Source organism: Gordonia sp. Swx-4 (assembly GCF_030316175.1).
Lineage (GTDB): Bacteria > Actinomycetota > Actinomycetes > Mycobacteriales > Mycobacteriaceae > Gordonia > Gordonia alkanivorans.
The window spans coordinates 270220-294944 of record NZ_CP128197.1; the positions used below are offsets into that span (position 1 = coordinate 270220).

The 24725-nt window shown below is 67.7% G+C and carries 20 protein-coding genes and 1 pseudogene; 15 read left to right on the top strand and 6 right to left on the bottom strand.

The features are described 5' to 3' along the window. Positions 1-4 precede the first annotated feature (4 nt). The 3 genes and pseudogenes from PWF70_RS01205 (at position 5) to PWF70_RS01215 (ending at position 2008) form a co-directional block, all read left to right on the top strand. Positions 5-763 (top strand): lysophospholipid acyltransferase family protein, encoded by a 759-nt coding sequence (locus PWF70_RS01205; protein ID WP_006358822.1) that lies wholly within the window; start codon positions 5-7, stop codon positions 761-763. A 17-nt stretch (positions 764-780) separates the two neighbouring features. Then, positions 781-1178 (top strand): annotated as a pseudogene (locus tag PWF70_RS01210) (hypothetical protein). Continuing rightward, positions 1175-2008, top strand: a complete 834-nt coding sequence (locus PWF70_RS01215) for a Cof-type HAD-IIB family hydrolase (RefSeq protein WP_006358820.1) — start codon at positions 1175-1177, stop codon at positions 2006-2008. Before PWF70_RS01210 ends, PWF70_RS01215 begins: the two are co-directional and overlap by 4 nt. Before the next feature lie 7 nt (positions 2009-2015). On the opposite strand, the gene PWF70_RS01220 is transcribed toward PWF70_RS01215, so the two are convergent. Then, on the bottom strand, positions 2016-3614 hold the full coding sequence (locus PWF70_RS01220; RefSeq protein ID WP_035754241.1) for a peptidoglycan recognition protein family protein: 1599 nt from the start codon (positions 3612-3614) through the stop codon (positions 2016-2018). A 460-nt stretch (positions 3615-4074) separates the two neighbouring features. Between PWF70_RS01220 and PWF70_RS01225 the strand changes: the two genes are divergently transcribed. Beyond that, entirely contained in the window at positions 4075-5562 is a 1488-nt protein-coding gene (locus tag PWF70_RS01225; protein ID WP_006358816.1) for a SpoIID/LytB domain-containing protein, read from the top strand. On the opposite strand, the gene PWF70_RS01230 is transcribed toward PWF70_RS01225, so the two are convergent. The 5 genes from PWF70_RS01230 to PWF70_RS01250 form a co-directional block, all read right to left on the bottom strand. Next, positions 5559-6245: a GAF and ANTAR domain-containing protein gene (locus PWF70_RS01230; RefSeq protein ID WP_006358815.1), complete on the bottom strand. Its 687-nt coding sequence runs from the start codon at positions 6243-6245 to the stop codon at positions 5559-5561. The genes PWF70_RS01225 and PWF70_RS01230 overlap by 4 nt on opposite strands. A gap of 111 nt (positions 6246-6356) precedes the next feature. Next, entirely contained in the window at positions 6357-6962 is a 606-nt protein-coding gene (locus PWF70_RS01235) for a class I SAM-dependent DNA methyltransferase (RefSeq protein WP_006358814.1), read from the bottom strand. Then, a complete protein-coding gene (locus tag PWF70_RS01240) occupies positions 6959-7741 on the bottom strand; it encodes a PIG-L deacetylase family protein (protein WP_006358813.1) in 783 nt (260 codons plus the stop codon). The genes PWF70_RS01235 and PWF70_RS01240 overlap by 4 nt, the downstream gene beginning before the upstream one ends. Continuing rightward, positions 7738-8700 (bottom strand): acyl-CoA dehydrogenase family protein, encoded by a 963-nt coding sequence (locus PWF70_RS01245; RefSeq protein ID WP_006358812.1) that lies wholly within the window; start codon positions 8698-8700, stop codon positions 7738-7740. Before PWF70_RS01245 ends, PWF70_RS01240 begins: the two co-directional genes overlap by 4 nt. Beyond that, a complete protein-coding gene (locus PWF70_RS01250; protein WP_006358811.1) occupies positions 8697-9404 on the bottom strand; it encodes a glycosyltransferase family 2 protein in 708 nt (235 codons plus the stop codon). The genes PWF70_RS01245 and PWF70_RS01250 overlap by 4 nt, the downstream gene beginning before the upstream one ends. 164 nt (positions 9405-9568) lie before the next feature. Between PWF70_RS01250 and glf the strand changes: the two genes are divergently transcribed. The 11 genes from glf to fadD32 all read left to right on the top strand — a co-directional run bounded on the left by glf (position 9569) and on the right by fadD32 (position 24670). Then, positions 9569-10777, top strand: coding sequence for a UDP-galactopyranose mutase (gene glf / locus PWF70_RS01255; RefSeq protein WP_006358810.1), 1209 nt, complete (start codon positions 9569-9571; stop codon positions 10775-10777). Beyond that, positions 10778-12721: a glycosyltransferase gene (locus tag PWF70_RS01260; protein WP_006358809.1), complete on the top strand. Its 1944-nt coding sequence runs from the start codon at positions 10778-10780 to the stop codon at positions 12719-12721. It abuts the gene before it with no gap. After that, positions 12702-13460 carry a phosphatase PAP2 family protein gene (locus tag PWF70_RS01265; protein ID WP_040004119.1) on the top strand — a complete coding sequence of 253 codons (759 nt, stop codon included), beginning with the start codon at positions 12702-12704 and terminating at the stop codon, positions 13458-13460. The genes PWF70_RS01260 and PWF70_RS01265 overlap by 20 nt, the downstream gene beginning before the upstream one ends. After that, entirely contained in the window at positions 13457-14377 is a 921-nt protein-coding gene (locus PWF70_RS01270; RefSeq protein WP_006358807.1) for a decaprenyl-phosphate phosphoribosyltransferase, read from the top strand. Before PWF70_RS01265 ends, PWF70_RS01270 begins: the two co-directional genes overlap by 4 nt. Continuing rightward, a complete protein-coding gene (locus PWF70_RS01275; RefSeq protein ID WP_006358806.1) occupies positions 14364-16445 on the top strand; it encodes an arabinofuranosyltransferase AftB family protein in 2082 nt (693 codons plus the stop codon). The genes PWF70_RS01270 and PWF70_RS01275 overlap by 14 nt, the downstream gene beginning before the upstream one ends. A 401-nt stretch (positions 16446-16846) precedes the next feature. After that, complete coding sequence (locus PWF70_RS01280) at positions 16847-17836, top strand: alpha/beta hydrolase (protein ID WP_035754246.1); 990 nt, start codon at positions 16847-16849, stop codon at positions 17834-17836. Positions 17837-18114: 278 nt separating this feature from the next. Further along, positions 18115-19575 carry an alpha/beta hydrolase-fold protein gene (locus PWF70_RS01285; RefSeq protein WP_081724853.1) on the top strand — a complete coding sequence of 487 codons (1461 nt, stop codon included), beginning with the start codon at positions 18115-18117 and terminating at the stop codon, positions 19573-19575. Positions 19576-19758: 183 nt separating this feature from the next. Beyond that, positions 19759-20307: a DUF732 domain-containing protein gene (locus tag PWF70_RS01290; RefSeq protein WP_035754250.1), complete on the top strand. Its 549-nt coding sequence runs from the start codon at positions 19759-19761 to the stop codon at positions 20305-20307. A 1-nt stretch (position 20308) separates the two neighbouring features. Continuing rightward, positions 20309-21316, top strand: a complete 1008-nt coding sequence (locus tag PWF70_RS01295; protein WP_035754252.1) for a cutinase family protein — start codon at positions 20309-20311, stop codon at positions 21314-21316. A gap of 180 nt (positions 21317-21496) precedes the next feature. Beyond that, positions 21497-22507, top strand: coding sequence for an LLM class F420-dependent oxidoreductase (locus tag PWF70_RS01300; RefSeq protein ID WP_006358800.1), 1011 nt, complete (start codon positions 21497-21499; stop codon positions 22505-22507). Between the two features lie 258 nt (positions 22508-22765). Next, complete coding sequence (fadD32, locus tag PWF70_RS01305; RefSeq protein ID WP_006358799.1) at positions 22766-24670, top strand: long-chain-fatty-acid--AMP ligase FadD32; 1905 nt, start codon at positions 22766-22768, stop codon at positions 24668-24670. Positions 24671-24725: the final 55 nt, after the last annotated feature.

Here is a 24725-nt window from a genome sequence, read left to right on the forward strand (position 1 = left end):
CGGCATGGAACCCGTCTACGACACCGTGATCACCGCCGCCCGCCTGCTGTGGCTGGCCGAAGGTCTCAAGTTCAAGGTGTCGGGCGTCGAGCATGTACCGGCCGAGGGCCCCGGCGTCGTCGCGATCAACCACACCGGCTACCTCGACTTCACCTACGCCGGCATCCCCGCCCATCTGCAGGGACGTCGCAAGGTGCGGTTCATGGCGAAGAAAGAGGTCTTCGACAACAAGATCTCCGGCCCGATCATGCGCTCGCTCAAGCACATCCCCGTCGACCGTACCGCCGGTGCGGACAGCTACCGGGCCGCGGTCGAGTACCTCAAGCGCGGCGAGCTCGTCGGCGTCTACCCGGAGGCGACGATCAGCCGCAGCTTCGAGCTGAAGGCGTTCAAGTCGGGTGCGGCACGCATGGCGATCGAGTCCGGTGCGCCGATCATCCCGACCGTGATCTGGGGTGCCCAGCGCGTGTGGACCAAGGGACATCCGAAGCAGCTCGGCCGCACCGGCTACCCGATCTCGATCGGGGTCTGCGAAGCGCTCGAGCCCACCGGCGATCCCGACGCCCTCACCGCGAAGCTGCACGAGGTCATGAGCGCGAAGTTGCTCGAACTGCAGGACGCCTACGGCGAGCACCCCAAGGGTGAGTTCTGGGTTCCCGCACGCCTCGGCGGGTCGGCACCGACGCTCGAGGAGGCGAACCGCATGGACGCCGAGGAGCAGGCCGAACGCGCCGCCAAGCGCGCTCAGCGTGACAACCGCTGACCGTTAACCTTGGAGGAATGAGCAGCGGGCCGCGTCGAGGACGGGAGCCGGTCTACCGGACCCTGGAGATCATCGCGAACACGCTCGTCCGCGCCCAGGCGCTCGACCTGCACTTCACCGGGGTCCAGAACATCCCGGAGGTCGGCGGCGCGGTGCTGTGCATCAACCACACGGGCTACGTCGACTTCATCCCGGCCGCGTGGATTCCATGCTCCACGAGGTCCAGGACGCCTACGGCCCGCACCCGGCGGGCGAGTTCTGGGTACCGGCACGGCTCGGCGGATCGGCCCCGACACCACCGGAGGCCGCGGTCATCGAGGCCGACGAAGCGCTCCGCAAAGCCGAGGGCCGCGCCCGCAAGGCGGCCGAGAAACAACGTGAGGCCTACCAGGCCCGAGACAGAGGAAACAGATGACATTCGGTCCACCCACCCTCATCGCCAGCGACGTGGACGGGACACTGATCGACGACGACAACCGGGTGTCGTCGCGAACCGTGGCCGCGTTGTCGGCGGCCCGTGCGGCGGGCGTCGAGTTCGTGCTCGCGACCGGTCGCCCGCCCCGGTGGATCGCCGAGATCACCGACCAGTTCGCCGACACCGATGCCTTCGTCCGGTACGCGGTGTGCGCCAACGGCGCCATCATCTACGACGCCGAGCACGACCAGGTCCTGTGGTCGGCCAATCTCGAACCCGACGCCCTCGTGAAGTTGGGTGAGATCGCCTACCAGGAGATCCCGGGGTGTGGCATCGCCGCCGAGCGTGCCGGCCGGTCGGCGCACGACGCGGCGACGCCGCCGTTCGTCGCGAGCGCCGGTTACGAACACGCCTGGCTGAACCCGGATCACGTCGAGGTCGGCGACGACGAGGTGTTCAGCGAACCGGCGGTGAAGCTGCTCGTGCGCAAACCGGACATGCCGAGCGGCGAGATGGCCGCGCGGCTGCAGCCGTTCGTCGGCGACCTCGCCCAGGTGACGTTCTCCACCGACAACGGGCTCGTCGAACTGTCGGTGCCCGGTACGCACAAGGCGTCCGGACTCGCGCGTCTCTGTGAGGCCACCGGTCTCCCCGGCGACGGCCTGATCGCCTTCGGCGACATGCCCAACGACGTCGAGATGCTCACGTGGGCATCCCACGGCGTGGCCATGGGACACGGTCATCAGGCCGCGCTCGACGCCGCCGACGAGATCACCGTCGGCAACAACGACGACGGCGTCGCGAAAGTTCTCGAGCGCTGGTTCGGCTGACGCCCGCTCAGGCGGCGGGTGGGGCGGCTTCCGGTGCCGGTGCCGGTGCCGGTGCGGGTGCTCCCGGCTCGGCGGGAGGTGCTCCTTCCGGTGTCGCCTCGGGCGTCGCCTCCGGGGCCGGCGCAGCGCCACCTGCCAGCGCCCGGACCTGCTCCAGCGCCGAGTAGCCGTGCACGCCGGGGCAGCTGGTGCTGTTGTAGTCGCGGTGGCCGGAGATCATCGGCAGGTTGGATTGAGTCCCGGCCGCGAACTTGGTGCCCGCGAAACCCTCTGACCTGAGGTTCGCGGTGCCCGCAGGGTTCAGACCGGCCTTGCCGAGCCGCCAGCGCAGGAACCGTCCGGCCGCGGCCACTGCCGCCGCGGTGGGCGGCACCTCTTCCAGGTTGCCGATGAACGACAGGCCGACCGTGTCCTTGTTGAATCCGCCGGTGTGGGTGCCCTCCACGTTGCGGTCGAGTCCGCCGAACGCGCCTTCGAAGATCTGTCCGTACTTGTCGACGAGCACGTTGTAGCCGATGTCGCACCAGTTCAGGCTCTGTGCGTGGTACGCGTAGATGCCCCGCACGATCTCGATCGACTGTTGCGGTGTGTAGTCGTTGCTGCCCGCGGTGTGATGCACGATCGCGCCCTTGAGTTGCGGCGAGTACACCGGCTGCGAGCAGCGGATTCCCTCGTCCGCACCCCACTGCTGGCGTGCGACCACCTGCGGTCCGCCGGTCAGCGGGGACAGCAGCGACGAGCCCAGCGACAGCAGCCCCTCGGGGCTGATCAGGGTCGCCTTGAGGGTGTTGAGAGCCGTCTCGGCCAGCTTCGTCACGATCTCGCTCGCGGAGCCGACGGCCAGCTGCGCGAGGTCGCCGCCCTGGGTCTCGGCGGCCGGGATCGCCAGACCGTCCTTCGACGCGGCGACCTGCACCTCACGTGCATCGCCGACCCACACCGGTTCGGTGCCCGCCGGCTTCTCGGCACTCGGGGCGCCGCCCTTCGAGATCTGCTCCAAGACCGTCCACGGACTCCACTTCCCGTCGGGCTGTTTCGCGCGCAGCTTCAGGTCGACGTCGACGGGGCGGTCCCAGGTGAAGGCGACCATCTTGATGGGGTCCTCGCGCACGATGTGCGTCACCGCGGCACCCACCTCGCGCCCGTCACGCATCGTCGTCACGGGAGGGGGAGTGGTGCTCGTCGGTGCGGAAGCCGGATCCGATTCGGTTGTCGGCACGGGCGCCTCGGCGGAAGTGGTCTCCGGGGAGCTCGACTCGGTGGTGCTCGACTCGGTGGTGCTCGAATCGCGGGAAGCGCTCGGCACGATCCCCTTCGCCAGCGGGACCGTCAGATCGGGGAGGGGGAACGCATCGGGATCGATCTCCGGCAGCGTGACGCCGGCGGCGGCGAGGCCCGAGGACGCGACATCGAGGATGGCGGCGGGCAGCTCACGCATCGGTACCTGTTCGATCTCGGTGTTGGAGATCTTCTGCTTGTTGTCGACGAGCCGGGTGTCGCCGGCCTGCGGGCCTGAGGTGCTCGCGATCACCGCGAACGGACTCGCGACGACCGCCGCGGCGATGGCCGCGAGAGCGATCGAATGCTTCGGTCGGGGGTAACGCACTGGGGTCTCCTCGCCGGAGGGGGGATCCGGTCATCGATGCGATGTGTGCAGCCTCGCGCGCCGGGCGGGCGTCGAGGCGTGCTCGGTGTCGGCCGCCATCGTGATGCGGATCGGCGCTTCGTGGACATGACACACGCCGACGTCTGACCACTCGTGACTCTCTTGTTACTTATGAGGCCTGTGTTACTGGTGATATTCATGAGGTCACGATCCGGGAGACAACTCGTGATCCGGTTGTGATCTGCTCGACTTGGTGAACGCGAATGAGGTTCACTAATGTCACTTAAGTCCCAATCGTCACATCGGCCACGATTGAGTGAAAGTTGCAGCTTGCTGGAACTTCTGAGGCTGGTGTCGTCGCGACCGAAGGATGTGTTCTGTAGTGAACGAAGCCCGACCCAGACGGCTCCTGCCGGGGAGGCCGGCGACCGGCTCCCGGCCCGCACGGACTCGCGGAAAGTTGCTGACCTGGGCCGCGGCCGGGCTCGCGCCCGCACTGCTGGCCGGAGGACTCGTTGCCGCGAGTTCGACGGAATCGACCCCCGGGGTCGAGCTTTCGGTCGGGTCGACGGTGACGCTGATCGGGCACGGTCATGGCCACGGCCGCGGAATGGGGCAATGGGGTGCGTACGGCTACGCCCGTAAGGGCTGGTCGGCACAGCAGATCCTGCGTCACTTCTACGGTGGAACCACCGCGGGGAAGGTGGACAGGCCCGAGATCATCGTGGCCCTCACGGGTCAGAACTCGGTGAATGTGCATGCGGACGCCGGAATGCGCGTCGGAGGTCAGACGGTGGCTCCCGGACAGGCGGTCAGCCTGTCCGGGGGCACGGCCGCCATTCGCAGCGGCTGCGGCGGTAACGTGCTCCGCTCCGTCCCGGCCACGTTCGTCGAACCGCTGAGCATGGCGCCGAACCGGCCCGCGGCCGAGTTCCTCAAGTTCTGTGGTTCCGAGAAGGCCTACCGAGGCGCATTGGGCCTCGAAGGTGGACGCGTGGTCAACCGCATCCACATCGACGACTACGTCAAGGGCGTCATCCCGCGTGAGAGCCTGCCCGCCTGGGCCGACTCCGGCGGCGCGGCGGCACTGCAGGCGCAAGCCGTCGCCGCCCGCACCTATGCACTCGCCGCGATCGCCGGCGGCAAGAAGATCGACGACACCCAGAACTCCCAGGTGTACGGCGGCGTCTCCGGCGAGGATCGTCGGACCAATGTGGCGGCCGACGCGACCGCAGGCCAGATCCTGCTGCAGAACGGCCAGCCCGCGTTCACCGAGTTCTCCGCCTCGACGGGTGGCTTCTCGGCCGGCGGCCGCTTCCCGGCCGTACCCGACGAGGGTGACACGGTCTCGCCCAATCACAACTGGACCGTGACCGTCTCGGCCGGCACCATCGGCTCGGCCTTCGGTGTGGGTGCTCTCCGGAGCTTCGAAGTGGTCGAGGCCAACGGCCTCGGAGCCGAACACGGCCGCGCTGTCAAGGTCCGTGCCGTGGGTTCCGGCGGAACCTCCGAGGTCTCTGGCGAAGAGGCACGCACCAAACTGAAGCTGAAGTCGTCGTGGTTCACCGTGCAGGGCCAGCCGGCGCCGCGCATCGTCAAGCCGCCCACCGGACCGTCCGGGCCCTCACTGGGACTCGACTTCGGTAGCTTCGGGCAGTTCGTCGACCAGATCATTCCCGGCGGCGCGAAGTTCCTGGAGATCGCCGCGTCGGCCATGGACGGCAAGTTCGCCGACCTAGGCGGGCTCTCCGGCCCCCTCGGAGAGGCGATGGGGCTCCCGTCGCTGACCCCGGACGCCGCGGGCGTCACGCAGGTCTACGAGAAGGGGATGATGTTCTTCACCCCTGCCACGGGACCGCGCGTGCTGGTCGGCAAGAGTCTCGAGCAGTTCCAGGAACGCGGCGGCATCCCGGCGCTGGGGTTCCCCAAGGACGACGGGCTCGGCTAGGAGCTCTCCGGCCCGGCTACGACGATCTGCGCCGCGACATCGACCAGCTTGGTGTTGGTGTCCTGTGACAGACGGGCGAGCAGCGCGAACGCGCCGTTGGCGTCGAGCTTGTAGCGCTCCATGATCATGCCCTTGGCCTGACCGATGATGTCGCGCGAGCTGAGCGCCGCCCGGAGCTGCTGCTTCTCCTGGATGGCGCCGAACGCGGTCGCGGCATGTGCGGCGAACAATTCGCCCAGCAGGCGCGCCTCGGATGGGAATGCGTGGGGACGGGTGCTGTGCAGGTTCAGCGCGCCGAAGTCGTCGCCGTCGATGTAGAGGAAGAAGCATGCCATCGAGCGGATGCCGATGTCGGCGGCCTCCGCGGCGAACCGCGGCCAGCGTTCGTCGACCAGCATGTCGTCGATCCACACGGTCACGTCGTTGACCGCGGCACGGATGCACGGCCCCTCGCCGAGCTCACGCTGCAGTTCGTCGGCCTCGCCGCCCAGGTCGCCGATGATCACCGGGGTCTCGACGACGCCGTTGGTCACGAGGGTCACCGATGCGTACTCCGCGCCCGGGATGGCGTCGACCGCATACTTGGTCATCGCCCGCACCGCAGTCTCGGTGTCGTCGCTCTGTTTGCGCATCTCGCCGGCGATGCGCGTCATCTGCGCCGAGAAATCCGTCACCTCGGTCACTCCTGCCTCCTCGAGAGACCGCGTTCCACGCGTCTCAGCCGGACCGACAGCTGAGCGCAGGAAACGAAACACTCGTTTGTCGAGGATCTATTATGCCGGATCGTATAACCCCTAGGAACTGACGAGTCCCTCTCGTTGCGCAACCGACCGTTCAGGTGACAAATGGAGAACATCGAGTCGGAAATCGGTGTCGGAGTACGACGTCGAGGCCACCATCGGAGACTCGGCCAGAGCGGCGTGGACGTCGTCACCCGACTGGGGATATTCGTCGACGGGCCAGCGCCAGTGGACGGCGACGACCTCCCCACCCGGAGCGAGGGCCGCGGGTAACCGGGCGATCAGTTCGGCGAGGGCGGTCCTGTCCAGGTAGTACAGCACCTCGCTGAGAACGATGAGGTCGAAGCGCTTCGACGGCCAGTCGGCCACGATGTCGCCGACCCGGACATCGACGTGCGGGTGCCCGGTGAGCCGCTGGCGGGCGAGGTCGACGGCGCGCGGGCTCACGTCCGTGCACATCAGCCGATCGCACCGCGTGGCCAGCCCCCCGCTGAGCACACCGATCGAGCATCCGGGTTCGAAGGCCGATCGGTAACGCGGCTTGGTCAGTGCGGCGAGCGTGAGTGCGTACTTGCGCTGTTCGTACCACCGCGAGGTGAATCCCCACGGATCGTCGTTCCCCGCGTACATGTCGTGAAAGTAGCTGTCCGGCAGTCTCATACGAACACGAACTCCCGATGGCGGAGCAATCTGGCCAGGATGTGCGGACCGAGGACGACGGCGTCCTCGGGTGCGTCCGACAGTGCATCGACCTGGGTGACGAAGGCCTCGACCGCCGCACGTTTGCGCTCGAGTGCCTCGTCGTCGAGGTCGAAGGTCTGCACCCGATGCCACGGGACGGCCGGGTCGTCGGGAGTTGCCCAGTGCCACATCCAGATCGGGTACATCCACAACGGCACACCGAACCGGTCGCCGACCCGTCGGGCGCAGCGGCCCACCGTCTCGTGGTCGGGGTGGCCGTCGTGCGCCCACACGGCCAGCAGGCCGGTGGCGACGTCCGGTTTCTCGGCGAGCACCCGGGACACGATCGCCTCGACCTCCTCCTCGTGTTCGGCGAGGGTGCCGTCGGGGAGGCCGCACCATCGCGATGGGGATAGGCCCAATAGTGCTGTCGCCGAATCGAGTTCGGTGCGCCGTCGACCGGCGAGCTGTTCCGGTGTGAGTGTCGGCGAGCCCGGGTGCGACGCCGCTCCGTCGGACAGGCACACCGTCACCACCTCGATCCCGCGGCGCGCGGCTGCGGAGATCAGTGCCCCGACCCCGAGCACCTCGTCGTCGGGATGCGCGGACAGCACGACGAGACGCTCCACCGACAGGTCGACGCCCGGCCACCGCCCCCGGGTGGCGAACCAGCGTTGCCACTCCGCCTCCGGGGTTCCCGTCTCTGCCACCGGGGTCGCGGCGAAACGTTCCGACATGCTGCCGGCATCCGAGGTCATGAATCCTCCTCCGACGAATCCGCGAGGGGGCCCGGGATGTTCTCGTCGACGAGTGACCCGAGAACCGCGAGGTCGGCGTCGGCGTGTGACTGCCGGATGTAGACGGTGAGGTCGGCGACCGCCTGTGCGTGATCGGGATCGGCGACCAGCGGCCCGGGGCCGAGCGCACGACCGACCCGGTCGATGACGGCGGTGGCGATCTGTTCGATCGACCACCGCAGGGCGAATGCCTCGCGCTGCGACGGAGCGGTGGGATCGGCGTCGATGTGCCGGGCAGCGGCTTCGATCGCGGCCCACCCGGTCGCGAGCTGTGCATCCACCGCACCCGCGTGCATCCGCAGGAGAGGGTCGTCGGAACGGCTCACCGCGCGGTACAGCGGTCGGGCGACGCGCCGAGCTCCGCCGAACCAGCACGCCGCGACTCCCATCCCGCCGTGCCAGAAGCCGGGACGGGCGAGATACGCCCCGACCCGACCGACTGCCGTAGCGGGCACCGAGTCGAAGGTGACGGTCCCGGTGTCGGTGGCGCGCATGCCGGCGGCGTGCCAGGACGAGAAGTCGGTGGACACGCCGGGGTGCCGCAGGTCGACTGCGAACAGGCGATTGCCGTCGGCCGTCGCGGCCGTGACGAGCGCATGGGTGCACGCCCCCGCGCCCGAGCACCACTCCTTGACGCCGACGAGCTCGAATCCGTCCGCGACCGACCGGGCGTCGACCCCCGTCCCAGGCGGCTGAGCAGCCCAGACACCCCAGAACTCGCCCGGACGGACCCCGCCGCCGACGATCTCGCCGAGAATGGCGTCGGCGTCGGCGTGCGCCTCGACGAGCCGCCCGGTGCTGATGTCGTCGGAGCAGAGGCGGGTGAGCGCAGCGAAGCGCCCGAGCGTCGTACCGGTGCCGGGCCGCGGCAGGCCGAACCCGGCGGAGTCGACGATCCCGCGGGCGGCTTCGGTGCTCATCGGGACGCCTCGGGAGCTTGATCGGTGAGTTCACGAAGATAAGAGGCGAAACCATCGACGGTCCGGCCGATCCGTCGCGTCGACGTACGAACCGGGGCATCGGCGCCCCACACGATCGGCACGGCGGAATCCTCGAGCCGCCGGACGAGGTCGACGTCCTCGTGCGCGTCGAGCTCCCGGAATCCGCCCGCTGCGGCATACGCGGTCGCTCGTATGCCCAGATTTGCCCCGTGCACGTGACGGTGACCGGGTCGGGCGTCGTAGCGGGCGTCGAACATCGACCCGATTCCCCGCGGCCATCCGTCGAAGCCGTCCGGAGTGACTATCCCCACGAAAGCGTCCGCACCGGAGTCCGCCGCCTCCACGTGGGTGAGCAGCCAGTCGGGCGGCACCGCCGAGTCGGCATCGGTCGTCGCGAACCAGGTGGTGTCGGCCGGTGTCGGTGATGCCGCGGCGAAGCCCGCCCGCCGCGCGGCACCGACACACCTGGCGGTCACGTGCAGTGTCGTCACGTGGTCGGGTACCGCACCGGCGGAGTCGTCGTCGCAGGAGTCGAGCACCACGATCACCTGCACCGATTGCCGAAGTCCCGCGACCGCGGCGTCGAGTGCGGCGAGACAGGAGGGGAGTAGGACCTGCTCGTTGTGGGCGGGCACGACGACCACGATGTCCGTGATGGCGGACGCCACCGCGGGAGGTGGCATTGCAGCCACGGGTGCCGACAACTCAGGCGATGACGTCACGGTGCCCCGAACTACTCGAGAAGCAGAGGAACCGGCCCGATGGCTGCAGACCGACGATCGAACATTACCCGGCGACCACCGTGGCTCGGAGAATCATCAGGAAGGGTCCGTTACCCTGAGGACCCGTGGCAACCACTAGCAGCTTTGACCTGATCGTCGTCGGCTCCGGATTCTTCGGTCTCACCGTCGCCGAGCGGGCGGCCACCCAGCTGGGCAAGCGGGTCCTCGTGATCGAACGGCGCAACCATCTCGGTGGCAACGCCTACTCCGAGGCCGAGCCGACGACCGGTATCGAGGTCCACAAGTACGGCGCCCACCTGTTCCACACCTCCAACGACCGGGTGTGGGAGTACGTGAACCAGTTCACCGACTTCACGAACTACCAGCACCGCGTCTTCGCGCTGCACAACGGGCAGGCCTACCAGTTCCCGATGGGTCTCGGCCTCATCAGCCAGTTCTTCGGTCGCTATTTCTCGCCCGACGAGGCGCGCAAGCTGATCGCCGAGCAGGCCGGCGAGATCGACACCGCCGATGCCAAGAACCTCGAAGAGAAGGCGATCAGCCTCATCGGGCGGCCGCTCTACGAGGCGTTCATCAAGCACTACACCGCCAAGCAGTGGCAGACCGATCCCACCGAGCTGCCCGCGGGCAACATCACCCGGCTCCCGGTCCGGTACACCTTCGACAACCGGTACTTCAACGACAAGTACGAGGGCTTGCCGGTCGACGGTTACACCGCCTGGCTGGAGAACATGGCCGCCGACGAGCGCATCGAGGTCCGCCTGTCGACCGACTGGTTCGCCGTCCGCGACGAGCTGCGGGAGCAGAACCCGGACGCACCGGTCGTCTACACCGGCCCGCTGGACCGCTACTTCGAGTACTCGGCCGGCCGACTCGGCTGGCGCACACTCGATTTCGAGACCGAGGTACTCGACACCGGCGATTTCCAGGGCACCCCGGTGATGAACTACAACGACGCCGACGTGCCGTACACGCGGATTCACGAGTTCCGTCACTTCCATCCGGAGCGGGACTCCTACCCCGCGGACAAGACCGTCATCATGCGCGAGTTCAGCCGCTTCGCCAACGACGACGACGAGCCGTACTACCCGATCAACACCGCCGACGACCGGGCCAAGCTCTCGGCCTACCGTGAACTCGCCCGGACCGAGACCGCCAGTGCGAACGTGTTGTTCGGTGGTCGTCTCGGCACCTACCAGTACCTCGACATGCACATGGCGATCGCCAGCGCGCTCACCATGTTCGACAACACCCTGGCGCCGCATCTGCGTGACGGTGCGCCGCTGGTGTCCGACCCCGCAGGAGCCGAATAGATGACGGTGACCCCCGTGAACCAGGCCGAGATCCCCGATGCGGGCATCGGGCCGTCGAAGGCGAAATCCCTTCTGCAGCGCGTCATCTTCCCGCGCGCGGGTGAGCCGCTCGACGTGCGGTCGCTGTACCTGCTCGAGTCGGACTCCAACAACCGGCGGGCGCATGCGCCGAGCCGGACCTCGGTGCTGCTCGGCGGCGAATCGGAGGTCAGCTTCGAGACCTACTTCAACGGCTTCGCGGCCGCCTACTGGCGCCGCTGGAGCATCCTGGACTCGGTCGTGCTGCGCATCGAGGTGGTCGGCACCGCTCGAGTCGACCTGTATCGCTCCAAGATCGACGGCTCGCGCATCGGCATCGGCGGCGACCTGATCGCCACCGACGAACATGGCCGCGGTGTGGTCGAATTCGAACTCGACCTCGGCCCGTTCGAGGACGGTGGCTGGATCTGGTTCGACATCACCACTGACACCGACACCGAGATCGTCTCCGCCGGTTGGTATTCGCCGATCGACGCGCCGACCTCCGACGCCGACACCAAGCGCGTCACCGTCGGCATCCCGACCTTCAACCGGCCCACCGACGCGGTGAACGCGTTGGCCGCGTTGACCTCCGACCCGATGGTCGACGAGGTCATCGACGCGGTCATGATGCCCGACCAGGGCACCAAGAAGGTCGTCGACGAGCCGGGGTACGCCGAGGCCGCCGCGGCTCTCGGGGACCGGCTCCGCATCTTCGACCAGGGCAACCTCGGCGGCTCGGGCGGCTACGCGCGCATCATGTACGAGGCGCTGCGACTCACCGATTCGCCGTACATCCTCTACATGGACGACGACATCGCCATCGAGCCCGACTCGATCCTGCGCGCGCTCGCCATGTCGCGATTCGCCAAGTCCCCCATGCTCGTCGGCGGGCAGATGCTCAACCTGCAGGACCGCAGTCACCTGCACTGCATGGGCGAGGTCATCCGCCGCGACACCTTCATGTGGACCGCTGCGCCGTTCGTCGAATACGACCACAACTTCTCCGAATACCCGCTGCGGGATCGTGAGAACTCGAAGAACCTGCACCGCCGGATCGATGTCGAGGGCAACGGCTGGTGGATGTGCATGATCCCCCGCGAATGCGCCGAGACCATCGGCCTGCCGATGCCGCTGTTCATCAAGTGGGACGACTGGGAATTCGCGCTGCGTGCGGCCAAGGCCGGGTACCCGACGGCCACCATCCCGGGCATCGCGATCTGGCACATGGCGTGGAGCGACAAGGACGACGCCATCGACTGGCAGGCGTACTTCCACCTGCGCAACCGGCTCGTCGTCGCGTCCATCCACCATGACGGTCCGATCAAGGGCATCATCCGCTCGATGACCAAGGCGACCGCGAAACACCTTCTGTGCCTCGAGTATTCGACGGTCGCCATCCAGAACGAGGCGATCCGCGACTTCCTCGCCGGGCCCGAGCACATCCGCAGCCTGCTGCCGACCGCGCTGCCCAAGGTCGCGGCGATGCGCAAGGAGTTCCCGGACGCCGTCGTGCTGCCGTCGGCCACCGAGCTGCCCCGAACCTCCGGTGAGGCAACGCATCTGGGTACCTCGATCCCGCTGAACCCGATCAGCAAGGTCAAGGCGCTGGCCGCTGCCGTCGTCAACAACGCGCGCCCCGCCGACCCGCGGCATCACGAGGTCCCGCAGGCGAACTACCCGCCGATCGAGGCGCGCTGGTTCTCCCTCGGCCGCGTCGACGGTGTCACCGTCACCACGGCCGACGGTCGGGGAGTGGTGTACCGGCAGCGTGATCGCGAGAAGATGATCGCGCTCGCGCGTGAGCATTTCGCTCTGATCAAAGAACTTCAGGACAAGTTCGGCGACATGAAGCAGCAGTACCGCGCCGCACATCGTGAGTTGACCAGTAAGGAGAGCTGGGCGGGTGTCTTCGGAATCGAGTAGTCCCGACGTGCAGGCTGAGGAGTCGACAAAGCTCCCGGCCGACGACGCCCCCAGGCCCCTCGCGGGTGAGGAGAAGGTCCTCGTCGCCATCCAGACGGGCATCGGTTCCCGCCCGGGTGTGCGGTCGGCGGCGCGCGGTCTGTCGCACTTCGGCGAGCACGCCCTGGGCTGGCTGGCCATCTCGGGCGCCGGCTGGACGCTGGCGCGTGCCCGTGGCGATGTGCGATCGCAGCAGTTGTGGATCGAAGCCGGTGTGGGTGCCTTCGGCGCACACGCGGCCTCGGTGATCATCAAGCGCATCGTGCGCCGGCCCCGGCCGGCCCACCCGGCCATCGACATCGGGGTGTCCACGCCGAGCAAGCTGAGCTTCCCGTCGTCGCACGCCACCTCGACCACGGCAGCGGCGATCCTCATCGGCCGGGCGGCCGGCTGGGACGCCAGGGTGTTGCCCGCCGCGTTGGTGCCGCCGATGCTCCTGTCGCGTCTCGTACTCGGCGTTCACTATCCGACAGACGTCACCGCGGGTGCCGCGATCGGTGCCGCGAGCGCAGCGGCGGTCATCGCGGGCGATAAGGTGCTGCTCGAACCCACCCGGAATGCTCCGGCTTCAGGACGTGCCCGTCGCGCGGCGCGCGTCCTGACCCGGCTCGGCCTCACGGCCGCGGTGCCCGGCGGGCCGCTGCGACTCGCCGCGTCCCCCGTCATCGCACGGGTGACACGACACAGGGAGAGTGCATGAGCGAGGAGCCGATCGAGCACGGGAAGGTCGCCGGGCCCCCGAAGAACCTGACCGCCGGGCTGATCAAGGCGATCCGCCCGCGGCAATGGGTGAAGAACGTCCTGGTGCTCGCTGCGCCGCTGGCCGCGGGCAACATCACCGACGCCTCGGTGCTGGCCTCCGCAGGAATCGCGTTCGTCGCGTTCTGCCTCGCCGCGTCGAGCATCTACCTGGTCAACGACGCGATGGACGTCGAGTCCGACCGTAATCACCCGACCAAGCGGTTCCGTCCGATCGCCGCCGGCGTGGTCCCGGTGCCGCTGGCCTACGGCCTCGCAGCGGTGCTGCTGGCCGCGTCGATCGGCATCTCCTTCCTGGCGAACTGGCAGACCGCGGTGGTCATCGCGATCTACCTGGTCATCCAGCTCGGTTACTGCTTCGGCCTCAAGAACCAGGCCGTCATCGACATCTGCATCGTGTCGTCGGGATTCCTGCTGCGCGCGATCGCCGGCGGTGTCGCCGCCGAGATCGTGCTGTCGCAGTGGTTCCTGCTCGTCATGGCCTTCGGCTCGCTGTTCATGGCGGCCGGCAAGCGGTACGCCGAGCTGCAGCTCGCCGAGCGCACCGGCGCCAAGATCCGCAAGGCGCTTGAGTACTACACGACCACCTACCTGCGTTTCGTGTGGACGTTGTCGGCCACCGGCGTCGTCGTCTTCTACGGACTCTGGGCCTTCGACAAGGGCTCCGACCATGACACCAACGTCGCGTACGCGATCTCGATGGTGCCGTTCACGGTCGCGATCCTTCGCTATGCGGTCGACGTCGACGGCGGTGCGGCGGGCGAACCCGAGGAGATCGCCCTCGGCGACCGTGTACTGCAGCTGCTGGCCGTGGCCTGGTTAGTATGCGTGGGTGTCGCGGTCTATGCAGTCAATTGACGGTCTGCAGTCCACCGACGGTGTCGGTATCGATTCCGTCGACGAACCCGAGGTAGAAGGCACCCGGGCGTCTGGCACGCCCGTCATCGACAAGGCGCGCCGACGTCTCGCCGCGGTCAGTTTCCTGATCGGCGCAGTCGCCGTCAGCACGTTCTTCGCGATCGGGGCCTGGCAGCGGCGGTGGATCGCCGACGACGGTCTGATCGTGCTGCGCACGCTGCGGAACCTCTTCGCGGGCAACGGACCGGTGTTCAACGCGGGCGAACGCGTCGAGGCCAACACCTCGACCGCCTGGACCTACCTGCTGTGGTTCTGGGCGTGGGTCACCGACGGCCAGCTCGAGTACGTCGCCCTCTGGGTGGCCCTGGTGTGCTCGGTCGCCGCGATCCCGATCGCCATGTACGGCAGCGCACGTCTCTACGGCAACCGCCTGGGCGGCATCACCGGTGACGGCTGGACGCTGCTGCTCCCGTTCGGCGCCATCATCTACATCGCCATCCCCCCGGCCCGCGACTTCGCGACGAGCGGACTGGAGAACGGCCTCTGTATCTTCTGGGCCGCCGTCCTGTGGTGTCAGCTCGTCGCCTGGGCTCGACGCGGTCCTCAGTCCACGCGCAAGGCCTCGGCGGCGACGCTCGCGCTCGCGTTCACCGCGGGTCTCGCACCATTGATCCGGCCCGAGCTCACCGTGTTCGGCGGACTGGTGCTGGTGCTGGTCTTCTTCGCGCCGCTCGGCTGGAAGATGCGCCTCGGCGTGGCCGTCGTCGCCGGTGCCCTGCCGGTGGGTTACCAGATCTTCCGGATGGGCTACTACGCCCTCCTGGTCCCCAACCCGGCGGTCGCCAAGGACGCCAGCGGTGCCAAGTGGGAGCAGGGTTTCGCCTATCTGACCAACCTGTTCGGTCCGTACATTCTGGTGCTGCCGGTCGTGCTGGCCGTCGTCGCCGGTGTGATCCTCATCGTCGGCGCACGTCTACGCGCGGATGCCGGTGCGAGCACGGCCGATACCGACCGCTCCCGGCCGGCCGCGCTGTCGGCCCGGCTCCAGTCGTCGACCGCCGTGGTGACCGTGGTCGCCGTCGCCGGTCTCGTCCTGATCGTCTACTGGATCCGCCAGGGCGGCGACTTCATGCACGGCCGCGTGCTGCTCGTGCCGCTGTTCGTGACGCTGCTGCCGCTCATGGTCGTGCCGCTGACGGTCCCCGCGCACCTCGGTGCCGCCTTCGGCCGGCGTCGTGCCGTGGAGAAGTCCGTCATCGACGACGATCCGGAACCCGTCGAGGTGTCCCCGGCCGAACGTCGCCGGACCCGCGTCGGACTGGCCGGTGCGGTCGCCATGGCCGGACTGTGGATCACCGTCCTGGTCTGGGGGATCAGCACCCACGCGAACGTGCTTCCCAATGCCGGCATCGACATCGGACGCAGCGGCATCGTCGACGAGCGTCGCTTCTACGTGACGAACATGGGCAACGAGAACCCGGTGACCGCCGAGGACTACCTCGCCTACCCGCGCATGAGCGCGATGGTCGAGAAGATCGACAAGTATCGCGAGGACGGCGGCGTCATCCTGCCGTCGTTCAACTACGACGAGTGGTACGTCGCGCAGCTGCCCGCGGTGATGCCCCGTGGGGCCGAGCGCAAGGTGACGGTCTACTTCCTCAATCTCGGCATGACGAGCATGAACGCGCCTCTCGACGTGCGCGTCATCGACCAGATGGGTCTGGCGTACCCGCTCGCCGCTCACACCGAGCGGCTCGAGGACGGCCGTATCGGGCACGACAAGATCCTGCCCAGCGAATGGGTCGTCGCCGAGGCCGGGGCCTACCCGCGCAAGCCGGTCCTGCCGGGGTACCTCGACGAGGACCTCGTCCGCCAGGCGCAGGTGGCCCTGCAATGCCCCGAGACGAAGGACCGGTTCGCCTCCTTCGAGGGACCGTGGTCGTTCACCCGCTTCAAGCACAACCTGAAGCAGGCGTTCACGTTCAACAGCTATCGGATCCAGCGGGAACCGGAGTACGAGATCGCCCGGTGCGGACTCGAGATGCCGCCGCCCGTGAATCCGGACTAGTCGGACATCCGAGGGTCACGCGGGTGCGCGCGACTCTCACATACGAACCCAAACAAACCCGCAGAGAACCCGTACTCTGCCCTGAGGACTTGCCCCGGAACATCTCGGATCGGTAACGTCCCGGCGTCAGAGGTCGATAATCCGGTCGTGACCGAGGTGTCGTGGCAAGTGCCGGGGCACGCTCGGTGGCGGGGGTTGTGATCGCTATCACAAGGTTTGTCACGCTCGGGGGCATCGAATAGGCTCGCCGACGGCGAATCGCATGCGAGATCGGCTCGGAACCATCGTCGCGCCGCGCACAGCGCCGGGCGACGAGAGATGTGAGACGCACAAGAACCGGTCGGGTTCTGCGGGAGGCGAGACCTCCCCGATCCGATCGGCCGAAGAGGGAGATTCTGTACATGCGTGAAGCTGCCACTCAGGCGAACAAGCCTGCGCGCGGCCGGATGGGTAACCGGCTGGTCGCCGCACTCGTAGCCGTGCTGACAGTTGTGGGTCTCACCGGCGTGGTCGCCGGACAGGCCACCGCCCGTATCGGCGGAACGCAGGTCGGCAAGCAGGAATTCTTCATCAACGGCTGCGGAATGCCCGATGTGAAGGTCCGCGCCTGGAAGCGACCGGGCAACTACAAGACCGTCATCCTGCTCGACGGCATGCGCGCCCAGTACGACTACAGCGGCTGGGAGATCAACACCAACGTCCAGGAGATGGTGAAATCCGGCGTCAACGTCGTCGAGCCCATCGGTGGACCGGCCAGCTTCTACACCGACTGGGATGCACCCAGTAACTTCAACGGCCAGAAGTACCGGTACCGCTGGAACTGCGCCATCACCAGGTCGCTGGTCGGCGCCCTCGACAAGCGCGGTTTCCGCGTCGGGCCGTCGAACCGCTACGCGATCATGGGCCTGTCGATGGGCGGTAACGCGGCCCTCGTCATCGGCGCGCAGAACCGCCAGCACTTCGACCGTGCCGGCTCGCTGTCGGGCTACAACTTCCTCAGCGCTCCGGGTATGCGCACCGCACTGCGCCTGGCGATGTTCGACGTCGATCCCAAGCCGTGGAACATCGACGCCATGTGGGGCCCGCCGTGGAGCATCCGCTGGTTCCAGAACGATCCCTTCTGGAACATCGGCAACATGCGCGGCATGAAGCTCTTCGTGGGCTCGGGCAACGGTCTCTTCGGCCGGTACAACGCACTGCCGAACGTGTTCGACGACCTGTTCAAGGGTTCGACGCTGGAGCTGCTGGCGTTCACGCAGTCGAAGGCCTTCGAGGCAGCCGCGTTCGTCCAGGGCGTGCCGCTCATGACGTACTACGCCAATGGCACGCACGCTTGGGGCTACTGGCAGGACATGGTCTGGAACGCCAAGAACCGCGGATTCTTCCGCTGATCGGCAACAGACCGGCCTGACACGGCCTTCACGGCGCCCCGTCCGGGATTCCCGGGCGGGGCGTCGTCGTGTTCCCGGGACGAACTGCCACCGGCCCCTCTTGGTATCAACTGTCACACAAATCCCACGAGTCACAGCGTGGCGTTCGGACACCGGGGCCGGATTCCGTGTAAGAAACTCCTGAGGCGTTTGGTAATGATGATGCAGTTGTGACTGACGGGGAATCGGTCAGGACGTGCGGACGCCGTTGTACTGGGTCGAAGGAGTTCTGGAGAGTGATGCGGCGAAACAGTGGTACACGACCGTTCGGTGCCCGAGTGGCCTGGCGAACGGTGATGGCCGCCGTGGTGGCGATGATGGCCGTGATGACACTTGTCGTGGGTCAGGGCCTTGCGGGCGCCGAACCCGCGCCGGCACCTGCCCCGGCCTCGCCGGCTGCCCCGGCACCGGCATCTCCGGCTGCGCCCCCGTCATCGGCGGCGCCGGCAGCCGCACCGGCCCCGGTTCCGCCGGGCAAGGTGACCAACACGTACTGGTACACCGATCGCCGGGTCGCCCTCTGGGTGTACTCGCCGTCGATGAACACCAACATCCAGGTGCAGATCCTCCTGGCGCGCGACTGGCACGCCAAGCCCAAGGAGAAGTTCCCGCAGCTGACGATGCTCGACGGCCTGCGTGCGCAGGACGATCAGAGCGGTTGGGTTCTCAACACCAAGATCGTCGACTTCTACAAGGACAAGAACGTCAACGTCATCCTGCCGATCGGTGGCGAGTCGAGCTTCTACACCGACTGGAAGGAACCCGACCGCGGCAAGAACTACAAGTGGGAGACGTTCCTCATGCGGGAACTGCCGCCCATCCTCGAGAACGACTGGCGTTCGACGGACGTCCGTGGCATCGAGGGTCTGTCGATGGGTGGTTCGGCCGCGATGATGCTGGCCGCGCGCAACCCCGGCTTCTACAAGTTCGCTGCGTCGTTCTCCGGCATCCTGCAGTTCAGCTCCTTCGGTATGCCGCAGGCCATCCAGTTCGCCGTCCGTGACGGCGGCGGCTACGACTCGATGAAGATGTTCGGCCCGCCCTCCGACCCGGCCTGGAAGGAACACGATCCGTACGTCCTGGCCGACAAGCTGCAGGGCACGAGTCTCTACATCTCCTCCGGCAACGGCATGGTCGGCGCGCACGACAAGCCGTCCGACATCCCGCTGCTCGCGACGAACTACTCCGGCGTGGGTCTGGAGATGCTCAGCCGCGTCACGTCCCAGCAGTTCGCGGTTCAGTTGAACCGCAAGGGGATTCCGGGACAGGCGGTCTACCGTCCGTCCGGCACGCACACCTGGCCGTACTGGGAGTTCGAGATGATGCAGGCGTGGCCGCAGGCCGCGGCCGCACTCGGTCTCTCGCGCGACGCGGTGGCCTGCCGTGTCGACGGCGCCTTCCGCAAGCTCTGGGACGCCAACAAGGGCGATCTGGGCGGTTGCCTGACCCCGTCGTACGGCGTCCCCGGTGGCAAGGCCCAGGACTTCGCCAACGGCCGCATCTTCACCGGCCCGAAGGGCCCGAAGATCGTGACCGGTGCCATCGGCGGTGCCTACGTGGCCGCCGGCGGTCCGGGCGGGCGTCTCGGCAAGCCGCTGAGCAACGAGGAGCCGACCCGCGACGGCAAGGGCCGGGTCAACTACTTCGAACACGGCCGCATCACCTGGACGGCCAAGGACGGCACCAAGGTTCTGAAGTGACTGCCCAACCTCGACCGCACGTGTGCGGGCGCTGAGACTTCGCTGAGGAATCGAGGCGTTCGTGCAGGTCGCGCCGGTGGGCGGGATCGTCGAGGTGCGTGGGGACGGTAGCCTGACGGAGCGTGCGGTGCAGTGTCCGACTGTGCCGCGTCCGGCGGGATAGAGGTTCGACAGGAAGTGGCGATGACAACGAAGTGTGCTCGGCTGGTGTTGCCCTTGGCGGGGCTCGCACTCGCGCTCGGTTCGGTCTCGGCGTGCTCCGACGACTCGACGGCCAGTGCACCGATCACCAACAACCCGGTCACCACCACGTCGCTGTACTCGGCCGCGGGATCGTCCACACCCGCGTCGGGTTCGGCGTCGGCCGAGCCGACCACCGAGGTCTCGGCCGCGCCGTCGGGCAATACCTCGAAACTGCCCGAGACCGAGCCGAACCCGAGCACCAGGGTCCCGGACAACTTCCCGGGCCCCAGCGGCGCTCCGCTCGACGCCAAGGCCAAGGCCTACCTCGCGGCGCTGAAGGCGGACAACGTCACCTTCATGGGCGACAGCGACAACTCCGTCTCGCTCACCATGGCGAAGTACGTGTGCGGCGCCAAGCAGAAGGGCACCGACCCGGGCATGGTGAAGGCCTTCGTCACCGCGTCGGTCGGACCGGGCACCAAGACCGTCGAAGAGGCGAACACCAAGGCCGACAAGGTGATCCGCGCGGCAGAACGGCACTACTGCTGACGTGATGGCCAGACGTGCCGCGGGCCGCGCTCGGAAGAGCCCCGCCCGGCGGCTGGGGAAGTTCTCCCTGTTCCTCCTCGCGCTCGCGATCATCGCGATCGTCCTCATCGTGCTGCTCATCCTGGTGTGGCTGAGGCCCGGGCCGACCCCGCCGATCGGGCCCGGGGTGCCGTCGACGCCGTCGAAGGAGCGGCCTGAGGCGCAACCCGCGGATTGTCCCGACGTGCTCACCGTGGTGATCCCCGGCACCTGGGAGTCGAGTGCGACCGACGATCCGTATACGCCCACGGCCAACCCGAACTCGTTGATGTTGCGTGTCTCGAGCGCACTGGGCAAGCAGTTCGACTCGTCGCGGACCGAGATCTACACGGTGCCCTACACCGCTCAGTTCCGGAATCCGACGAACCTCGCCGACCGGCAGGCCGACTACAACGTCTCGCGCACGCAGGGGTACAAACGCGCGGCCGGAAAGATCATCAGCACCAACAAGCGCTGCCCGCTCACCGGCTACGTGCTCATGGGCTTCAGCCAGGGGGCGGTGATCGCGGGCGATCTCGCCAGCAACATCGGCAACGGCCGGGGCGTGCTCGCCGACGGTGACCAGGATCTCGTTCTCGGGGTCGGGCTCATCGCCGACGGACGACGCCAGCCCGGCAAGCAGAACGACGTGGACCCCAGCCCCGACGGCGTCGGTGCCGAGATCGCGCTGGGCGGCATGGGCAAGATCGTCCCCGGCATCACCATGACCGGCCCGCGCAACGGTGGATTCGGCGATCTCGAGGACCGCGTGCAGTCCATCTGTGCGCCAGGCGATCTCATCTGCGATTCGCCGACGGTCGTCAATCCGCTCGCCGCCGTGTCGAAGTTGGCCAATGCGGCGAGCAACCCGATCCACGCGATGTACGGCACGCCGCGGTACTGGGAGAAAGACGGGCAGACCGCGACGCAGTGGATGTACTCGTGGGCCGAGCGCCTCATCGACGAGGCCCCGCGTCCGAAGCACAGCTGACCCATCGGCGTCCCGCGGTCGGTCAACTTGCGGTAACCCTGTCGCCAACACCACCGATTCGTTTTGCGGGGCCGTCACGCTGCATTAACGTGTTGGGCTGGCCCGGGGTTCACCCGGGCGAACGAACACACGGGATGCCGCACGGCGTCCCCGACGGCCGGACACGAGGAGAGGACAGCGATGACGCAACCCCCGAATGATGCGGGTGGCAGCTCCTCCGGTCTGCGCAAGTTCCGCTTCGGCGCGGGTGGTGAGGGCAACAAGGACGAGGGTGGTGCCCGCAAGTTCGTCAAGCTGGCCCAGACCGCCGAGGAATACGGCTACGACACCTTCGCGGTGCCCGATCACCTGGGCAACCAGGTCGGTCCGCTGGCCGCGCTCGGTGCGCTGACCCAGGCCACCAGCACGATCCGCCTCGCGACGTCGGTGCTGGCCAACGGCTGGCGCCACCCGGCTCTCCTGGCCAAGGAGGCCACCACGATCGACGTGCTGAGCAAGGGACGACTCGAGCTCGGCATCGGCGCAGGCTGGATGAAGGAAGAGTTCGACAAGGCGGGGATCGAGTTCGAGTCCCCGGGCGTCCGTATCCGCCGTCTCGACGAGGCGCTGACCATCCTCGACGGACTCATGCGCGGCGAGACCGTCGACTTCGACGGCGAGTTCTACAAGATCAACGGCCTCGAGGGCAGCCCGCGACCCCGCCAGGGACCGCGACCGCCGATCGCGGTCGGCGGTGGCGGACCGAAGATGCTGGCGCTCGCCGCCAAGCACGCCGACATCATCTCCGTCGCCCCGGGCACCACGCCCGACGGCAAGATGAAGCTGTCGGACATGACCATCGAGAAGACGGCCGAACGTGTCGACCGCATCCGCCAGGCCGCGGGTGACCGGTTCGACGACATCGAGCTGAACTGGACGATCGCCGTCATCGTGATCACCGACGATCGTGTGGCAACCGCCGAGATGGCGCTGAAGGCCCTCGAGCAGGGCTACCCGCCGAACATCGCGCACGACACCGAGTTCACCGTCGACGACGTGTTGTCCTCGCCGTACATCGCGATCGGCAGTTTCGAGGAGATCGCGGATCAGATCCGCGAGGTCCGTCGCCGGACGACCATGTCCTACGTCGGGGTCTTCCCGACCCAGATGGACGCCTTTGCGCCCGTTCTGGCCCAGTTGAAGGGGGAGTAGGATGACCGTCTGTCTCGCGTGTGAACGACGAGGTGGTGGGTGTTGACCCGAGGGTGTACGTCGATGAACCGACGTACGCTCTTTCGAAGCTGAACTTGACGATCACAAGTTTTTCGTTGTGTAACTGGACGTGCGCTACCGTATCCCGCGGTCGGCACAGGACGTGGATGGCAGAAGCGCCGGGTGTTGTCGCCGAAGGACGTCACCGGGAACTGCACTCGCGTGGGGGAGTCCACGAGGGGGCCACAGGAGTAATGAATGCTGAAGACTGAACTCGAAGACTTTCTCGATGAGACGGGAAACATCTCCTTCACCGAGGAAGCGACGCTTGTCGACTACGTCGAACAGAACGTGCGTGAGCAGGCCGACACGCTGGCTTACCGGTTCATCGACTACAGCCGCGAGCGCGACGGCGAAGCCCAGGACCTGACCTGGGCGCAGTTCGGCAAGCGCCTGCGCGCTGTCGCCGCACGCCTGCAGCAGGTGACCAAGCCCGGTGATCGTGTTGCGATTCTCGCGCCGCAGTCGCTCGAGTACGTGATCGGTTTCTTCTCCGCGCTGTACGCCAGCAACGTCGCGGTGCCGCTGTTCTCGCCCGACGAGCCCGGCCACACCGATCGACTGCACGCCGTCCTCGACGACTGCAAGCCGACGGCGATCCTCACCTCCACCAAGTCCGCCGAGGCGGTCCGCGACTTCTTCGCGCCGCTGCCGGCCAAGGAGCGCCCGCGCGTCATCGCCGTCGACGCGGTGCCCGACTCGGTGGGTTCGAGCTGGGTCGCCCCGATCGCGGGCAAGGACCACAACAAGGACACCGTCGCTTACCTGCAGTACACGTCCGGTTCGACCCGCGTCCCCGCGGGCGTGGAGATCACCTACCAGGCGGTCGCCGCGAACGTCCTGCAGATCTCCGACACCATCCAGATCGACCGCAACGCCCGCGGCGTCACCTGGCTGCCGATGTTCCACGACATGGGCCTGCTGACGGTGATCCTTCCGGCGCTCGGCGGCCGGTACATCACGATCATGAGTCCGCAGGCGTTCGTCCGCCGGCCCGGCCGCTGGATCAAGGAACTCGCCGCGGCCGCCGACGGCGCGGAAACCTACGCCGCGGCCCCGAACTTCGCCTTCGAGCACGCCGCCGCACGCGGTCTGCCGAAGGAGGGCGAGGAACTCGACCTGTCGAACGTCATCGGCCTGATCAACGGCTCGGAGCCGGTCACGGTCAGCTCGATGAAGAAGTTCAACGAGGCCTTCGCGCCCTACGGCCTGCCGAAAACCGCCATCAAGCCCTGCTACGGCATGGCCGAGGCCACCCTCTTCGTCTCCGCGACCCAGCGTGAGAACGAGGCCAAGGTCATCTACGTCGACCGCGACGACCTGAACGCGGGCAAGCTGACCGTTGTGGAGGAGGGCACGCCGAACTCGGTCGCGCAGGTGTCCTGCGGCCAGGTCGCGGTGAGCCAGTGGGCGGTCATCGTCGACCCGGAGACGGCATCCGAGCGTCCCGACGGCCACGTCGGCGAGATCTGGCTGCACGGCCTCAACATCGGCGCCGGCTACTGGAACAAGCCGGCCGAGACCGAGGAGACCTTCCACAACAAGCTCGTCACCCCGCTGTCGGAGGGCAGCCACTCCGAGGGCGCCCCGGCCGACGGCCTGTGGATGCGGACCGGCGACTACGGCGTCTGGCTCGACGGTGAGCTCTACATCACCGGTCGCGTCAAGGACCTGGTGATCGTCGACGGACGCAACCACTACCCGCAGGACCTCGAGTACAGCGCCCAGGAGGCCAGCACCGCGCTGCGTCCGGGCTTCGTCGCGGCCTTCTCGGTGCCGGCGAACCAGCTGCCCGCCGTGGTCTTCGAGTTCGCCGGCAGCGGTCTGACCCCCGATCCCGACGACGCTTCCGAGCAGCTGGTCATCGTGGCCGAGCGCGGCCCGGGCCGCAAGGCCGACCCGCAGGAGGTCGCCGACACCGTGCGTGCCGCCGTCGCGCAGCGCCACGGCGTCATGGCCCGCGACGTCCTGCTGGTTCCCGCCGGTTCGATCCCGCGCACCTCGTCGGGCAAGATCGCGCGCCGGGCGACTCGTACCGCCTACATCGACGGCAGCCTGCGCGGCGGCTACAAGCAGACGGCGTTCCCGGACGCGGCGGAATAGCGCGTCCACAACAGTCACCCGGCACCCGGTTTCGGGTGCCGACGAGAGCAGTAGT

Coding starts and splice junctions, on each gene's coding strand:
- PWF70_RS01280 (WP_035754246.1), top strand. CDS start 16,847: ATGCGTGAAGCTGCCACTCAGGCGAACAAGCCTGCGCGCGGCCGGATG.
- PWF70_RS01285 (WP_081724853.1), top strand. CDS start 18,115: ATGCGGCGAAACAGTGGTACACGACCGTTCGGTGCCCGAGTGGCCTGG.
- PWF70_RS01300 (WP_006358800.1), top strand. CDS start 21,497: ATGACGCAACCCCCGAATGATGCGGGTGGCAGCTCCTCCGGTCTGCGC.
- PWF70_RS01215 (WP_006358820.1), top strand. CDS start 1,175: ATGACATTCGGTCCACCCACCCTCATCGCCAGCGACGTGGACGGGACA.
- PWF70_RS01270 (WP_006358807.1), top strand. CDS start 13,457: ATGAGCGAGGAGCCGATCGAGCACGGGAAGGTCGCCGGGCCCCCGAAG.
- PWF70_RS01205 (WP_006358822.1), top strand. CDS start 5: ATGGAACCCGTCTACGACACCGTGATCACCGCCGCCCGCCTGCTGTGG.
- PWF70_RS01250 (WP_006358811.1), bottom strand. CDS start 9,404: ATGCCACCTCCCGCGGTGGCGTCCGCCATCACGGACATCGTGGTCGTC.
- PWF70_RS01235 (WP_006358814.1), bottom strand. CDS start 6,962: ATGAGACTGCCGGACAGCTACTTTCACGACATGTACGCGGGGAACGAC.
- PWF70_RS01245 (WP_006358812.1), bottom strand. CDS start 8,700: ATGAGCACCGAAGCCGCCCGCGGGATCGTCGACTCCGCCGGGTTCGGC.
- PWF70_RS01290 (WP_035754250.1), top strand. CDS start 19,759: ATGACAACGAAGTGTGCTCGGCTGGTGTTGCCCTTGGCGGGGCTCGCA.
- PWF70_RS01260 (WP_006358809.1), top strand. CDS start 10,778: ATGACGGTGACCCCCGTGAACCAGGCCGAGATCCCCGATGCGGGCATC.
- fadD32 (WP_006358799.1), top strand. CDS start 22,766: ATGCTGAAGACTGAACTCGAAGACTTTCTCGATGAGACGGGAAACATC.
- PWF70_RS01240 (WP_006358813.1), bottom strand. CDS start 7,741: ATGACCTCGGATGCCGGCAGCATGTCGGAACGTTTCGCCGCGACCCCG.
- PWF70_RS01275 (WP_006358806.1), top strand. CDS start 14,364: ATGCAGTCAATTGACGGTCTGCAGTCCACCGACGGTGTCGGTATCGAT.